This window comes from Clostridium swellfunianum (assembly GCF_023656515.1).
GTDB lineage: Bacteria > Bacillota > Clostridia > Clostridiales > Clostridiaceae > Clostridium_AT > Clostridium_AT swellfunianum.
Window position 1 is genome coordinate 698,982 of sequence record NZ_JAMOFV010000006.1, and the last position, 16,842, is coordinate 715,823.

The window sequence follows — 16,842 nt, forward strand, 5'->3', positions numbered from 1 at the left end:
GTGATACATGCTATAATGAATTATAAGTTTACAAATGGGGGAGATACTTTTGCACATAAAGAGATTTTTATCCTTGTTCTTATTTTTTGTTTTTATTTTCATTAATACAACTAGTATTAATGCTGAAAGTCCTATAACTTTAAAAAACGCATCTATAAAAAGCCTATCGACTCAAAATACCCAAAACTATCAACCAATAGCTTTAGATTTTGTTCCAAGTGATTCGGTCATTGATTTAACTAAACCAATAATATATCTTACAGACAGCGGAAGAAAACGCTTATATTCAATTAACTATCTAACAAGGCAAACTACTTTCATTCAATTTGATTTAAAGCCTGAAAGAATGGTCATTTTCAATAACCAACTTTATGTAACACTTTTAATTACTGGGCATCAATACTATTCTGAAACACCAGAAAAAGGCGCTGTTGCCATAATTAATTTAGATACCTTTACACAAACTCAGCTTCTAAAAATGAACTTTGACCCCTACGATATCGCAGTAGATAAAAATGGCTATATTTATCTCACCCCTGGCTCAAATCAATGGAATAAAATTAAAAGTTATTCCAGCAGCCCTACACAACCTTCAACCTTAGGCTATATTACAGAAATATCCTCTATTACTGCGTACATGAGCAATTTAGCACTTATGCACCCAACCTTGAACAAGCTCTACACTATAACCACTGCTATTTCACCAAGAGACATCTCAGTTAATACATTTAATGACAGCGGAGTATTTGGTGAAGGCTACGATTCACCTTACCACGGCGATTACGAGATGAGCACTGTATTTAAGATTTCTCCAGACGGCAAGTATATTTTAAATGGTGCTGGAACAATATTTAGCAGTTCTCCTGTCAAGGAATCAGATATGAAGTTTGTTCTTAACTTAAATAGTAAATTTAATGATGCTGCTTTTGATTTGACTTCTAATTTATTTTTTACAGCGGCTTTAGATAAGAACCTAATTAATGTGTACAATTATGAAACCTTCACTATTAAAGGAACTATAGATACCTCAGCAGAGTGTGAGTACTTATTTTATAGAGACAATAACTTAGTAGCAGTTACAAACTCTAATAATTCTTATTCTGTTGAAACCATCCCTGTTTCATCTATGAAGCCAATAATAGCAGATAAAGACGATGGCATAAAAATGTATGGAACGGTAATAGACACAGTTTATGATTCAAGCCGCAATAAGGCTTACTCTATTGATACTGGCTTAAATAATTTATTTGTATTAAATTTAAGCGGCAATTCAGTAGAAAAAACAATTAAATTGCCCTACAAGCCCTCTGCTATTTCTCTTTCAGAGGATTATACCAAGCTATACATTGCAAATAATGACTCAAATTACTTAATAACCGTAGTCGATTTAAAAGACTATACCGTGCAATCAGTAAAATATAGTACTCCTATGAATTACGCAGACTATGCCAATAAAAAAATTTATCAAAAAGGCGATAAACTGTATATACTCACAGGTGAATGGGCTCCTAAACTATTAGTGTTCAACTCTTCTACTCTCGAAAGATTAAGTTCCTGTCCTGAGCTGGAAGGGGTAGGAGGATTAGCTTTTTCTAGTGACGGAAAGTACTTGTATACCTGGTATCAATATGGATGGAATGCTGGAAGTGCAAATTCCTATATGACAAAGTATCAAATTACTGATACAAGCCTTATTCAGTTGTCAGAAGGTAATAATGTAAACTTTCAAAGGGACCCTTTAAATACACCTATACTTCTAGTTGAGGATGAAAACATATTAATATCTAAAGGCTGCATCTTCAATCTGGACGATCTATCCATTAATACTTCCATATTTCCTGAAGCAATTTACGCTAGAAACAGTACAAATACCTTTGTTTCAAGTAAGCGGGGGATATATGATTTAACTAGAGACATCTACCTTAAGTTTATTCCTGAAGGAGAGTATGACGTAAAATTTTTCTCAAATACAGGAGTTCTTTATTTGCTTAACAATAACAGCCTGTACTATATTATACCTAAGGCTGGAGATACTAATTGTGATGCCTTAGTAGATATAAAAGATCTTGCCTTTGCAGCAAAATCCTATAATGCTAATAAAGGCAACGAAAACTTTGATGTATCAATTGACCTAAATTATGATGATATTATTGATATTTATGATTTAGTTACTATTTCTAAAAATCTAAACTAGTTAAAATAGAAAAAACAAGGCGGTTAAAATTATTAACCGCCTTGTTTTTATTTTAAAATAAACTTCAAGCTTTACCTATTAAAATCCTTAGAAACTGATACTAAATCAAAAACATCTACAACTCCATCTTCATTCAAATCATAAACCTTGTCTGCTGCACTATTTGCTATATTCACATTGTAACGTCTGGATACTGCAGCTAAATCTGATATGTCAATAACCTTATCGTTATTATAGTCTTTAACAAGTCTTAAAGAATTGTACGCATTCACCATTCCATTAGTTGCTACATATCCGTTCACACCAGAAAGACTAACGGTTCCTGAAATAATTTTGTCCCGTATTGTTATCGGATCATTAATTCCCTTGCTGGCTAGCAAAGCTGCAACTCCAGTTACATGGGGTGTCGCCATGGAAGTTCCGTGCAGGTATTGATAGGAACTATTGTAATCGCTGTCTCCAGAATAATTTAACACCAGTTTTGCAGTTTCATCTATAGGCTCAATTCTGTCCACATAGTTATTGCTAACTTCAATTGTCATGCCGTCAAATTCATTTCCTGAAATACCCTTTAGCTGTTTTACATTATCGTCGTTAAACAGGTATTTAATATGAAGATAGTTTCTTGTGAAATCCTGGTTTAATAAGCCTTCAACTAATGTATTCCCTAAAAGATAGAGTCCTTTTCCACCTTTAAGATACTCTGATAAATTAACCTTATCAGCTTCAGTAATAGTCCAATATTCAGAGTCACCGGTATCCCAAATAACTACATCGTAGCTTGCTAAAGCAGCTATATCAGGCCCATCTTGTGCTAATTCTACCGGGTACTTTGTTATATTTTTAAAGCCTAAATTAGAGAGGCTGGTTTGATATATATTTTCTACAGCAGTATTATCCCATTGCCCATTATCTTCTACCAATAAGATTTTACTATTTTCATTTGCACCAAAAAAATCCATAACCTTTTTAATAAGGCCATCTCTTTGACTTGCATTCACATTAAGCATACTTATGCCTTGAGTAAAAGCTTTATAATCAGAACTTTGATATTTTACCGCACAACCAAGCTCAGCTGGTTTTGGAATAGTACTTAATATATTAACCCCAGGTGCTGCAACGTCAACTGAAGTGGCCCCAAAGTTAGAAAAGCTTGCAAGATTACCTCTATTATCAATTGCCGCTACTGATAGTATATTGCTGCTGCTATAAGAGGCTGGATAAGAAGGAGTTACATCATTATTATTTTCTTCGTTTCCAGCTGCAGCAACAAATAAAGCGTTACAGCTATCTATGGCATCTTTTAAGAGGTAGTCATAACCACTGCCTCCCCAACTGTTGTTTAAAACCTTAACTCCCTTATTTTTTGCATAGCTTATTGCCTTAACTGCATCAAAAGTTGAACCACCAAAGGGTCCAAGAAATTTTAAAGGCATAATTTTCACCTTTGGAGCAACTCCAACTACTCCAACGTTATTCAAGCTTGCAGCAATAGTTCCAGCTACATGTGTACCATGCTTGTCCCCATCTTTTACATCATACACACTATTATCATTATTATAAAAATCCCATCCGTTAACGTCATCTATATAGCCATTTCCATCATCATCAATACCATTTCCAGGCACTTCACCAGTATTAGTCCATATTCTGTCTTTTAAATCTGGATGGTTTATATCAATGCCTGTATCAATTACTCCAACAACAACTGACTCACTACCTTTAGTTTGAGTCCAGGCTTTTGTTATGTCTAAGTCTACGCCGCTTACTCCAGCTCTTCCATTTATGCCTTGTCCATTATTTTCAAGCCCCCAAAGCTCTGAAGCTCTTGGGTCAGTAGAAAAACTATCAGGATAATATATATAGTTAGGCTGGGCAAATTCTATATTTTTCTCAAGTTTAAGCTTATTGATGATATTTTCAAGATTTGTATTCTTAGGTATGTTAAAAGCCTGTATTTTTAGAGAATTTATACTGCCCACTTTCTTAAAATAATATTTGTTAGACATTGTGTTTATATTTTCTTCCAAGCTTACGCCAGACTTAAACTTTACAAGAATTTGTCCTTCTACATATTTCTTTTTTGATTTACTAGGCTCCTTGCGTACTTCTGTACCCTCAGCCCTGGAAATCATAGTTTGAGACATTATAAGCATTACGCCCAGCACTGCTGCAAAAAGTTTTTTCCTTTTCCCCATATACTTCCCCCTAATATATTTATAAGGCTGCCGAATTATTATCCTTATTTCTATTTTTCTTTCTTATAAAGTAATATGCGCCTGCTCCAGCTGCTGCAAGGCAGACTATGGATATTGCTATTGTACCTGTATTCTTATTTTTAGAAGCTGAACTTTCGGTTTGCTGTTTATCAACTTCAGTCTTTGCCTCTGGTTTCTCAACATTTGCAGCACTGTTTGACTTATTGTCTGTACTTCCATTTGCAGTATTAACTGCTGTGTCTTTATTAGTGTCATTGTTTGTTTTATCATTACCTGAGTTATTACCGTTTGCATTTGAATTATCGCTGCCTCCAGCATTCTGGCTTACATTGCTGCCTGAATCTCCGTTAGCTGTATTGCCCGAATTTGAAGTGCCTGGGCTTGCAGAGCCAGAAGTATTGCTGCTGGAATCATTGCTTCCAGGGTTAGTACCGCCAGAGTTATTATCTGAACCGCTGCCACTTGAACCAGAATTTCCAGTATTGCTATCTGGAGCTGAAGGCGCTGAAACACCGTATGGTATAAATTTATACTCAAGCTCCTTTATGTCCTTATCACAAAGCTGAAGCTTAAGGTTGTAATCATTGTCAAAAGCCTTCAAAAACGGTTTGCTATTTATAAAAAACTTATCGTCTTTCTTTAAAACCTCTGCATTAATCTTCACAAAAGTTCCACTGCCCGAAAAGCCATCAATTTGTCCTGTACAGCTAAAAGCATACCTAGCAGTTCCATTTTGCTCACTGATTCTTTTAATAGCATCAAACTTTGAAACCCCAGGCTTGGTTATTAAATCTCCAAGCTCAATGCTCTTAACTTTAAGCACTGTATTGTCATATTTAAACTCCATATCACCAGCATATAGGCTGTCTATGTTTTTTACATTAATAAGTATTTGAATATTTTCACCTTTTTCTATTTTCCCGTTCACAACAGCTTGCACATCAGGAGTTGAAGCGGCATATACCTTTGAGCCTGCAAACATAAAAAGCCCCATAATCCCTGCCATAATACTTTTTTTATTTATCATAAAATGACCCTCGCTATTTTTTTATTTCTTCTATTCTCATCTTTTCATAAGCATTTAAACTGCCATCTGCCTGATTTTTCATATATTTGCTCTTGTTATTTATACTGCTTCCCAAGGAAATTATTCTATCTTCTATAGTTTTAAGCTTATAAGCATACTGTTCCTTAGTAAGCTTATCCTTTTTGTACATATTATAATATCCTTCAATTAAAGCATCATAACTAACAATATAATATTTTCTCTCCATTACACTATCTTCAAGAGCCTCAACCGCTTTGTCATAATCTCCAAGAGCAAAATAGACCTTTCCCAATAGCTCATATATTCTACCATCAGCTCCATGCTCGTTAAGACATTTGTTAAGTCCTTCTTCTGCTTCCTTAAGATAATTTATATCTCCGCTTTTCTTGTACATGCTATAAGCCGCCACAGAAAGCTTATCGTAATATCTTACTGTCTTTACAGGAAATTTATCTATTACCTTTAGCAGACTATAATTGCTGTTAGTACTGAAGCTTGCCATATTGTACACAAGCTCACCTGGCAAAAATGCTGCTAGGGCTATTTCAAAAGCTAAAAATAATGCTATGGCGCCTTTATAGTAAGCTGTCTTTCTGCCAATTTTTTTAAAGCCTGTCCCTAAGTAAAACCACAAAATAATATTTAGAAGTATAAAGCTCATGCTGAAGTCTATGAGAGAGTGAACTAATATCATCATGGGTATAACAAACTGTAAAGTGCCAAGCTTTTGCCTATTAAAATTCCTAAACAGTACATAAAATATTAGACCAAAATAAATAAGAAAAAATATTATTCCAAAATCTATAGCAACCTGTAGAAAACCATTATGAATATACTTAACATCATACATTGCAGTCTGATAAGCAAACTGCTCATAGCTGAACCTTCCTGCCCCTATTCCAAACAAATTATGCTTTAAAAGCTTCAATCCATCCTCATAAAACACTAGTCTTTCATAAAAGGATTCAAGATTTAACCTTCTAAGCCCAGCAAAAGCTCCTATAACAACAAAGCCACTGATTAAGTAATTAAACAGATTGCCTTTAACCTTAAAGCTTATACTCTTTAGTGCCAAATATATAATTACAGGTAAGGCTAGCAGCAAGACTACATACTGCCTGTAATACAACATTACAGCAACCAAAAGACCTAAAATGCTATAATTAAATACGTTAATAAGATAGTTTTGCATAACCTTGCCTTTAGATATAGCAGTTATTATTATAGCTGCAGCGTAAACCAAAAGCCCAGCCCTGGATTGTGTCAGCAAAAGTGCAGCTGTCAAAGCTATAATACCAAGCCTTGAAGCAGTCTTTTCCAGGCTGCTTTCAAAATCCAGCTCCTGGCTGAAAAATATTAAAGCACAGCTTCCAAAGTAAATTGCTGAAGCATTAGCATAATTAAACAACCCATCCAGCACTGAATCTGTATTAAACAGAAATCTAATTATAGATAAAAAAGCTGCTATGCTTCCTCCATAAAAAATATATTTATTTGCTTTACTAATCTGTTCCTTAGAAAATCCTCTAGCCAAAATAAAAACCGGAATAAAAATAAGAATATAGGGAGAATTCAGCAGACTTATTAGCTTGTCTTTTGACAGGAATGTACTAACTACTCCTAAGACAAGCACTGAGCTTAAAATCAAGTCAAAGCTATCTGCTTCCTTTCTATTCTTAAAAATAAAAAAAGAAATAAAAATAAATGCAACTGGGTTTATAACCTCAGGCAGCACTTTAAAATAAGGAATTAAAGGAAGCAATAAAAAAATTATCTCCATATCTTTCTCCTATGTAAACAAATCATTTTTCTATCTAATTATACAACAAAACAAACTGCCAAGCGAGTGTAAATAACATGAAAAAGAGGCTCAACCGAGCCCCTTTAACTAATACTTCTTATTATAGTTTTGCGCTGCTTTTGCAATATCTTTAATGTCTATAATGTTTAGGGTATCTTGATTGTCAAGATTGCATCTTCCATCCCAATCAGGGGTTACGCCTTTTTTGTTGCCCATATCTTTGGATATAAGCACTAAGTCGTAAATATCAACTGTTCTATCTAAGTTTATGTCACCAACAGCTGCAAAGGTTGGGTTATTTACAACTATAGACTTAGCTTCAGAAGCAATATTTCCTAGATCCTCACTAGTCAAGTTAAGTCTTATGCTTGTGTCGCCCTGAAGCATTGAACTTACCCCGCCAGTAAAGTTTTTAATAACCTTGCTGCCATGCATTAAATCATAGCTGCTTATTGTATAGTCTGAAAGGCTTAAGCCGCTTAATAATGTAGTTCCATCATATAAAGCTGCGCCACTTAAACTTATAGCACTATCAACATTATAAGCTGCAGAATTAAGATTAACCTTAGCAGTTAAATTCTTACCAATTATTAGCTGCGCTGCAGTACCAGAAGCATCGACTTCATAGCTGCCTGTAATTGTCTTGCTGCCGGCGCCTATAGTTACTGCAGCGTTATACTTAGCCTTGTCTACGTATATCTTGTTGTTTGCTAGGTTAGAATAGCTCACCTTATTTACAATAGAGCTACCTTCCTTTTTAAATTCATAGGTTATGTCATAAGGCTTTTTAGCAAACTCAGTTCCAACAGTTATTTGACTTGCATTGCTGTAATCAACTCCAATAATTGCAGTATCAGCTGTTACTGTTGCCTGAGCGGCTAAAATATAATAATTATTGTTTGCCTTACTTAAATCATTTACGTTAAGAGTATAGTTATCTGGCTGCAGTGAAGCAATAGTCTGTCCTTCTGTTCCTATTGTCTGCTCCACATTAGTGCCTTTGGAATTTGTTATTTTAAGCTTAGCAGATGGAACTCCCTTAACAGTAACTTCCTTCATATTGCTTGGTTTAGTTAAGTAAAACATATTCATGTCCGAGGTATAAGTAAACTCTGAGTTATAAAGTTCAAATTTGTTACTATAGTCTTTTGTTGCCACAGCTACAGTGTACTTTTTATTATCTGTAAGAGCACTTTTAACTATATCTATCCTTCCGCCTGTAATTTCAAGTGTAGCTACTTCATTTGTTCCATCTAATATCTTTATCACACCTGAATTTACATAGTAATAATCATTAGGTACATATATTGATAATGCATTATTTAAGCCTATGCTGACTGTTTGTCTGTTTGTTTTTACTGTACCTACTTTAGGAATTGTTCCTGTAATTTCAGCGTCGTAAATACCATCAGCAGTATCAGCTGGTATTAATATGCCATTTCTATTATCACCTTTAATTGATTTTACGAGTATACCACCTTTATATAAGTTCAGTGATAATTCAACACTATTCACTTGATAAAGGCTAAAGTTATACCCATTTTCATCTTTAGCGCTATAGGCATTAATAGACAAATTTTCTCCCTTTCGAATGTATCCAGGAAGTTTCACTTCTCTATCATCATAACCATTCATAAGAGTATAAGGCTTATTTCCAAAATGGATTTCAGTTATATCATCCTTTAATATAAAATAATTCTTATAGAAATTGTAACTTTCAAACTTGTCTGTACTAAAGTTAATATTGACTGAGTCATATATTTGTTTTGTTGCATAGATTTTCACATTACGACCGCCAAAACCATATCCACTGCTAAACTCGCTGTCTGACAAGCTAATATTATTGAGCGTATCACCAGCAGAACTCACAGCCTTAATTTCTGATACATTAGTAGTTGAAAGCGATATGTTTTTACTACCTGAAATATTTTGCTTTAGGCTTCTTAAGTCATAGTAAGTGCTATAATTGGATAAACTTCCACGGAAGCTGTATTCTCCATTTTCCAGCCACACAATCTGATTTACATCACCTCTAATATCATAGGTGCCCTTATTGAAGATATTAAGCTTATTTTTATTTATAGTTATGTTAGCATTATCATAGTTTACTGCTGCAGGTCTTGGTATTGTTAGGTTTACCTTTGACATATTAGTGTTTGCAGTATAAGTTAAAGAATCCTTGTTAAAGGCTCTTGAAAATATAAATGGCTCATTGGCTGCTTTGGTGTTGCCTTGAATATATAAGAAATATTTAGTATTGATATCTAAATCTGTTTTTAGTAAATAGGCCTTACCATTGCTTGTAATAGTAGCAGTGCTTCTAATCCAAGGTGAATCATTGCTGTTTGCAGGTTCAGAACTTATCATGATTTGTCCACCATTAGACAAACTGCCTGACATATCCTTTATGGTAAACTCATAATAATTAGTCAAGTCCATGTTAATATTCACATCATTTTGGCTTACAACTTTCCCAAGAGTACCAAAATCAACTTCGTATTTAAGCTTTGAGGCACCGTTTCCACTAGTAACAGTAAAGCTGTAAGCATTTTGACCGTTTTCATAACAATTAAAATAGGAGGTTTCCCCATTGCTTTGACTTACAACTGCCTTAACAGCTATACCATAGCTTAAAGTTATGTCATTATTGTATTCATCTTTTATGGTAAGTCTTGACCTAATATATGAGTTTGGCTGAAGATTATAAACTCCATTAGCATCGGCAGTTATATTTTCAGGCTGAGCAGTAATAGTAAAAGTACTGCCTAAACCAACTGTGTAAACCTGCTCTAAAGTTGGTGTAAAACTATTGTTATACTGTACATACTTGCCGTACTCATTCTCATTTCCCACATTTTTAGAATAATTGTACCTTACATTAGAGCCTAAAGATACATACATAGTACCCTTAAAATTGTGATTGTAGCTATATTCATAAGGTCCCACTGTCATATAAACATAGTCATTGCTCTCAATTGTTGCAACCTTGTTATTTTCTATTACAGCTTCAGACTGAGTACCAGCATCAAAGCTTGTCCTTAGCTCATATTGAGCTGGAATTCCATCTCCATATTGATCTACTACAACAGAATATGTAGCAGTATCAACATAAATAGCTCTTTGTCCTTCTGAATTTAAGTTAAAGCTAAATATCTGCCTATTTGCATCATTTTTCAAATCAACTCTTTCATTTGCAAGATTGATCTTACCAGATACATTAGCCTGCTTAACAGTTACATTCTTAAGCTGAGAAATTGATTTAGCTATTATAACCTCACTGCCCTCAATACTGCTAGGCGAATATACTGCAATGCCATTTGCATTGTCAACTTGAACAACAACACTAGAAGCATTAGTTACCTCATTACTGCTTACGTATATGTACCCTAAATCATCAGTAAAATAATATCGTCCATTAACAGTAACCGGGTTATTCACCAATACCTTTGTTGTGTTAAACGGATCCATAACCTTTATCTTTTTAAGATTAGTGGCTGTAATATTAACCGGCATGCTATAGTTAGTCATCTGTTTTACGTTGTCTGGAAGCATAACCTTTAAATAATAGGTTCCATCTGTCAGTGTATAATCAGATAGGTATCCCTCCATTGTATCCGTATATCCCTTGTTGTTTTCTCTATTTGTACTAACTACTTTTCCAGTTTCATTTACTAAATTAAGGTACATTCCATTTCTATCACGACCTGACCAGTACTCATTCATAAAGTCATAATTATCTGTTGCCTGAATATGATTTAATGCCATGCCACCTGATCTTATAGTATATTTTGCACTTATTTCACTAGGAAGATCAACATCTGTCCTATAATAAATGTTTTCAAGTGTAAAATCTGTAAAATTAAATTGTTTTACCAAATTTTCTGTCATAGCAGTATTGCTCATGAAATTATAAAAATAATTTTTACCAGAAGCTTCGTCATATGCATTAACAACTACATTTGTTAGTGTAAAACCAGCCTTTGGAGATACATAAGCAACTTCTCCTTGAGCTATATCAAAGCTGCGTTGCTCATAGTTGTTTTCTCCTCTACGCTCAAATGACAGGCCTGTTTTCTTATAGCCTGATATAAAGCTTGTAACATTAGAAGATACCTTAGCTAAGTTTGTTGTAGATAGCACAAGCTTATTATTGGTATCAGTTATAGTTACATCGCTGCCTAAAAGATACTTGTCAGCAGTGCTGGTAGCAAGCACGTTATACGAACCATTATCAAGCCAAACATTTGTTGTACCATCTGCAGCTATTTCACTACCGCTTATAAGAAGCTCCTCGTAAGCATTTAAGCTGCTAAATATTTTAATATCAGAATTAGTTAAAACTTTATTCTTTGTAATATCATCAAGCTTAATATTTAACCTTTTAGCTTTTACAGCACCAGTATCGCTGCCGTCAATTGTTATTTGATTAGTTGAAGTTACTGGTAAATCTCTGCAATATATAAACTTATAATTATCTGGAGATTCTCCAAAAATCACAATTTCATTGCTTGCAGCAAGCTTTGACCTATCAACATCTATTGTAATGCTCTGCCCTGTAGAATAATCCCATCCATCAATAAGAACTCCCTTAGTAGCTTTATCATAAATCTTATAATGCAAATCATATGGCTTTGCATATGGCGCTTTGATATTTACGCTTATATTTTTGGAAAGAGAATTCACGTAATTAAAGGCTAATTTGTTGGAAGCCGAAATTCCAAGTGGGCCTAGATCCATTGAAGATTGAACGTAATAAACAGCTGAAGGTAGCGATGAATTAAATTCCAGCTCAACTGTCTGTCCATTGATATAACTTACGCTTTTAACTGCATTACTTATTTCCTTACCTGTTGAATCCAATATTTTTATATTGTTATAAACATCTTCAGTTAAGATAGATTTCTCATGTATAAAATTATTGTAGCTATCCTTAACCTCAACTTTAAACCTTAAAGGTGCTTCTTTATTAACATCATTTTCAACCATAGTTAAATTAACATTAAATTTTCCATACTTAAGAGCTGTATCAGCGCTTATATCTAAAACTCGCTCACTGTAGGGGTAGTTCCAATCATTCCCTAAAGAATCCTTTGCATTGGTTTCGTAGTTCCAATAATAAGAGCCCTTTGTTACATATATAAAGTCCTTTTTAACATTTATAGTTGATGTAAAGTATGTATTATAATTTCCATAACCAGTTATGGATAATAACTGCTCTGAAAGCTTCAACTTATCATCATTTGTCATATTAACTTTAGCAACTGTTGTATCTGTATTAAATACAATACTACTAATACCTGAGAAGCTTTGTATATCCTTTTGATACAAATACCCTTCATTGTCATTTATAACTCTCATTTGAAGGCTCAGGTCATTGTTAACGTAGATATTTGCTATTCCATTAACGAAAACATCCTCATATTCGTAATTTACATTGTAAAGATTCACATGAAGCCTAGAGTTTAAAAGCAAAGTTTGGTCGCTCTTTAGTGCAGATAAAGCAACACTCTTTGAATTAGTGCCGCTAGCGTCTAAAGTTAGCTCTCCTGTACCTGTACCATTTATAAGCTTGGAATAGAATACAGGTTTTCTCACACCATTTACATAGCTGTCATAGGTATAAGAAACTCTGTAGTTTTCCCTAGGATTAAGCTTATGAAAGCTTACAGCTCCATTCTCATCTGCTAAAGCAGCAGTTGCTCCAAAACCCTCTTCATCTGTCAAATATACCTTAGTACCCTTTTCAAGCTTTGCTCCGTCCTTGTTAATAAGCTTTATATTTATTGAACCAGAACTTGCAGTATACTTTCTTATGTATCTATAGTCTGTATAGGTTTTTGAATCCTTGCTAGACACTGCATTTACTATAATTTTATTGCTGCCCTCTTTAAGCTTTGCAGCATCAATATTAACTGTATAAGTGCCGCCTCCATTTGAAACCACATTATTAATGCCTGCATCATCATCATTAACTAAAACAGAATAGGTTTTTAATTCAACTGGAGCCAATGCCTTAAACTTTAATGCAATTGTACTTCCAGTTACTGCTTCTCCTGAGCTTGGCGAAACAATTTCAACAAAACCTGCTGCTGTATTTGTCATTTTTAATACATCCACAACACCATAACCAGTATAGTGATTATATCCGTTAAAACCTTTTGGATCAGCAGACTTTTTTAATAAGCTTTCAATTTGATCCTTGTTATAGCCTGGATTCTTAGTCTTTGCCAATACTGCAGCTCCAGTTACAACAGCCGCTGCAAAAGAAGAACCTTTAACAGAAGTGTATCCTTTATTTATAGTTGTAGTATTTCCACTGCCTAAAGCAGATAAGGCTATCATCTTGCCATAGTTGCTTCCACCATAAAGAGCATAATCCTCTGTTCCTCTTAACTGAGTAACTGCTATAGCTCCCTGAACATTGGCAGGCCAATAATTTTCAGCATAATCACTTTGATTTCCTGCTGAAACAATTACCACCTTGCCTGCTGCTAAAGCCCTATTAATAGCTTGTTCTACATCTTTACTGTAGCCTTCACCATTTATACTAATGTTAATAATGCTTGCACCTAAAGAAACAGCTTTATCAATACCAGTTGCAACATTAAAGCTTGTACCATTTCCAGACGCATCTGTAACCTTAATAGGAATAAGTTTAACATTGGCCTTACCAGATACCCCTGCAATACCAATAGAATTATTATAATTAGCTGCTATAATACCTGCCACTTGCGTTCCATGACCGTTTTCATCAGAAGTATTGGTGCTTCCATCTAAAACATTAAAACCAGTAAGTACTTTACCTGTTAAATCTGGATGTGTACCTTCAATACCGCTATCTACAACAGCAACCTTTATCGCATCAGCAGTTACAGTAGTTATATTATCCCAACCTTCTAATACATGAGAATAATATAAGTAGTCCTGAGTACTCAAATATTGATCATTAGAGGCTCCTTGTTTTGTACCCAATGCATTTACCTCTGCATATTCAATATTTGTATCCTTTTGAAGCTGGCTGATTAAATCTTTTGCAGCTTTCTTATCAACCTGAACCAAGATACGTGTGTCCTGTTTACTAAGGACTTTACCTTCAAACTTTGTTAACAATTCATTGTACCCTGCATACTTTGAATCCTTAAGCTTAAATACAACTTGTCCATCTACAGCTTTTAAAGGCTTAACAGCTTTTCCAGCTGCTCTAACACTAGATGGCAAAGCTTGCAAAATAATAGTCATTACAAATATGTATGTAATGGCCATACTAATAAGCTTCTTAAATTTTTTCATTATGTTCCCCCTTGCATTCCTTTTTTGAACGCATGAATTATTAATTCCTGCGCCCCTTGCATTCCTTTTTTGAACGTAAGAATTATCAATTCTTACGCCCCTTGCATTCCTTTTTTCTACACAAGAATTATCAATCCTTACGTTTCTTGTAATTTTGACATATTGTTAACTTTATTCCTAAATACTATTATATTTTACAAAAATAAATATATCAATAATTAATAACATTTTTGTTAACAATATGAATAAAATGTAGTAAAATGGTATTAAATGACCTTAAATATAAGGAACATAAGGGGGAATGAATTAATGAAATTAAAAAAGCTTACTGCTTTTATTGTATGTTTTTTGTTTCTACTTAACATACTAGAGCTTCCAAGTTTTAACGTAAAAGCAGCAGGCACTCCAAAGATAACCTATTCAGTCAGCGGCAGCGTTGCTGTTGGACAAGACTTCTACATTAATGTAAACGCTGAAAATGTAGCTGATTTATTCGGAGCTGACTTGACATTAAAGTATGATAACACAATGATTCAAATTTACAATGATCAAGTTAAAGTTGGTGATGTCTTTGCCAATATGGTACAAGGTGATGATTACTCCTTCGGAGTGCAAGATGCTACCGCCGATGGACTTGCGACTTTCTCACTACTTTTAGGCGACAAGCATAAAACAGGAATAAATATTGACGCTACTCCTAAGAGCTTGTTTGTGATTAAGGCTAAGGCTTTGAAGGCTGGAAATTTAGCTTTGAATTTTGTTGCTGGTGATCCTGTTGTTGAGACTGAGAAGGTTAATAGTAGGGTTAAGTTGGCGGATAGTGGGGAAGGAGTTATTAATTTTACTATTGAGCAAAAATCCATTTCTATATTTAATGCTCCTATAGAACCTGTTCAGATAAAATCTTTTATTGCTGATAAGGTTTCTCCTCAAGTTCTTGGCACTGCAACTACCTTTACTGCTACTGCTACTGGTGGTACATCACTGCTTTATCAGTTCTGGGTTTATGATGGTGCTAAGTGGACTATGGTTCAAAACTATTCAACAAAAAATACTTTTATCTTTAATCCTTCTGCTATTGGAAATTATACTGTAGCTGTTTATGTTAAAGATGTTAATTCTACCAAAGCTCTTGATGTTTCCACCAGCGTGAAGTTTAGTGTTATCAATACTCCAGACCCTGTTCAACTGAAATCTTTCATCGCCGATAAGGTTTCTCCTCAGGTTCTTGGCACTGCAACTACCTTTACTGCTACTGCTACTGGTGGTACATCACTGCTTTATCAGTTCTGGGTTTATGATGGTGCTAAGTGGACTATGGTTCAAAACTATTCAACAAAAAATACTTTTATCTTTAATCCTTCTGCTATTGGAAATTATACTGTAGCTGTTTATGTTAAAGATATTAATTCTACCAAAGCTCTTGATGTTTCCACCAGCATGAAGTTTAGTGTTATCAATTAAGAAGATACTTTTTTATTAGGATTTTTACACAAACTAATTAATTATTTGAAGGCATACTTTATAATAACGCTATAAAGTATGCCTTCCTATTTTAGTATAATAAGTAAAAGCGCTATGAGTTGGTCAACCATTAATATAATTTACCAACTCATAGCGTTTCACGTTCATATCATTTTTATATTAATATATAAGCTTCAATTTGAATATCAACATTATATATTATAACATTTTTTCATTAAATATCATGTTGTCTGTTAGCTTATTCAATCTAATTGTTATAAATCTTTAATTTTACGCGCAGGTACTCCTGCCCAGATTTCATTGTCCCCAGTTGAACAGGTTAAGACAGAATTCGCACCTATTACTGTATTTTTACCTATTGTTAGAATTCCTTCTTTGCATAAAATTTTAGCGCCTGCACAAATAACTGCACCTTGTCTTACATAAATACCATTCATTTCTGAATCATTTATTGGTTTATAAATATCAGCTCTCCCGAAAGTCACACCTTGGTATAACTTCACATCACTTTCTATAACTGTATTTGGATGAATTACTATCCATTAGCCCAATGTACAAGTTTTACATTCTTTCCAATTCTTGCAGATATAGGAATTTCCACGCCTATAAATTTAAAAATAAAGTAAGCAACTACACCTATTATCGGGACCCTTCGTAAAATAATTAAAATAGATATAATAGCACCAATAATTCTCTCTAGTAAATTAACGATTTTTTGATTCATCACTTTCACCCACTACACAATAATAAAAATAATTACTTTTTTATTTAAATATAAATAGATAGTTATTATTTTTATTTAGAT

General features: G+C 34.0%; 8 protein-coding genes. 2 read left to right on the top strand and 6 right to left on the bottom strand.

Features of this window, described 5'->3' with window-relative positions; genetic code table 11:
• Positions 1-49: 49 nt before the first annotated feature.
• Positions 50-2,194, top strand: coding sequence for a hypothetical protein (locus NBE98_RS03290; RefSeq protein WP_250812568.1), 2,145 nt, complete (start codon positions 50-52; stop codon positions 2,192-2,194).
• A gap of 71 nt (positions 2,195-2,265) precedes the next feature.
• Here the strand turns inward: NBE98_RS03290 and NBE98_RS03295 are convergent, their stop codons facing one another.
• The 4 genes from NBE98_RS03295 to NBE98_RS03310 form a co-directional block, all read right to left on the bottom strand.
• Positions 2,266-4,392 (bottom strand): S8 family serine peptidase, encoded by a 2,127-nt coding sequence (locus NBE98_RS03295; RefSeq protein ID WP_250812570.1) that lies wholly within the window; start codon positions 4,390-4,392, stop codon positions 2,266-2,268.
• 19 nt (positions 4,393-4,411) lie between these two features.
• Positions 4,412-5,440: a cohesin domain-containing protein gene (locus tag NBE98_RS03300; RefSeq protein WP_250812572.1), complete on the bottom strand. Its 1,029-nt coding sequence runs from the start codon at positions 5,438-5,440 to the stop codon at positions 4,412-4,414.
• Between the two features lie 13 nt (positions 5,441-5,453).
• Entirely contained in the window at positions 5,454-7,241 is a 1,788-nt protein-coding gene (locus NBE98_RS03305; RefSeq protein WP_250812575.1) for an O-antigen ligase family protein, read from the bottom strand.
• 108 nt (positions 7,242-7,349) lie between these two features.
• Positions 7,350-14,552 carry a S8 family serine peptidase gene (locus tag NBE98_RS03310; RefSeq protein ID WP_250812577.1) on the bottom strand — a complete coding sequence of 2,401 codons (7,203 nt, stop codon included), beginning with the start codon at positions 14,550-14,552 and terminating at the stop codon, positions 7,350-7,352.
• A 309-nt stretch (positions 14,553-14,861) separates the two neighbouring features.
• Between NBE98_RS03310 and NBE98_RS03315 the strand changes: the two genes are divergently transcribed.
• Positions 14,862-16,016, top strand: a complete 1,155-nt coding sequence (locus tag NBE98_RS03315; RefSeq protein ID WP_250812579.1) for a triple tyrosine motif-containing protein — start codon at positions 14,862-14,864, stop codon at positions 16,014-16,016.
• A gap of 275 nt (positions 16,017-16,291) precedes the next feature.
• Here NBE98_RS03315 and NBE98_RS03320 read toward each other — a convergent pair whose 3' ends face one another.
• On the bottom strand, positions 16,292-16,540 hold the full coding sequence (locus tag NBE98_RS03320; RefSeq protein WP_250812581.1) for an LbetaH domain-containing protein: 249 nt from the start codon (positions 16,538-16,540) through the stop codon (positions 16,292-16,294).
• Between the two features lie 32 nt (positions 16,541-16,572).
• Positions 16,573-16,761 (bottom strand): hypothetical protein, encoded by a 189-nt coding sequence (locus NBE98_RS03325; RefSeq protein ID WP_250812583.1) that lies wholly within the window; start codon positions 16,759-16,761, stop codon positions 16,573-16,575.
• Between the last annotated feature and the right edge of the window lie 81 nt (positions 16,762-16,842).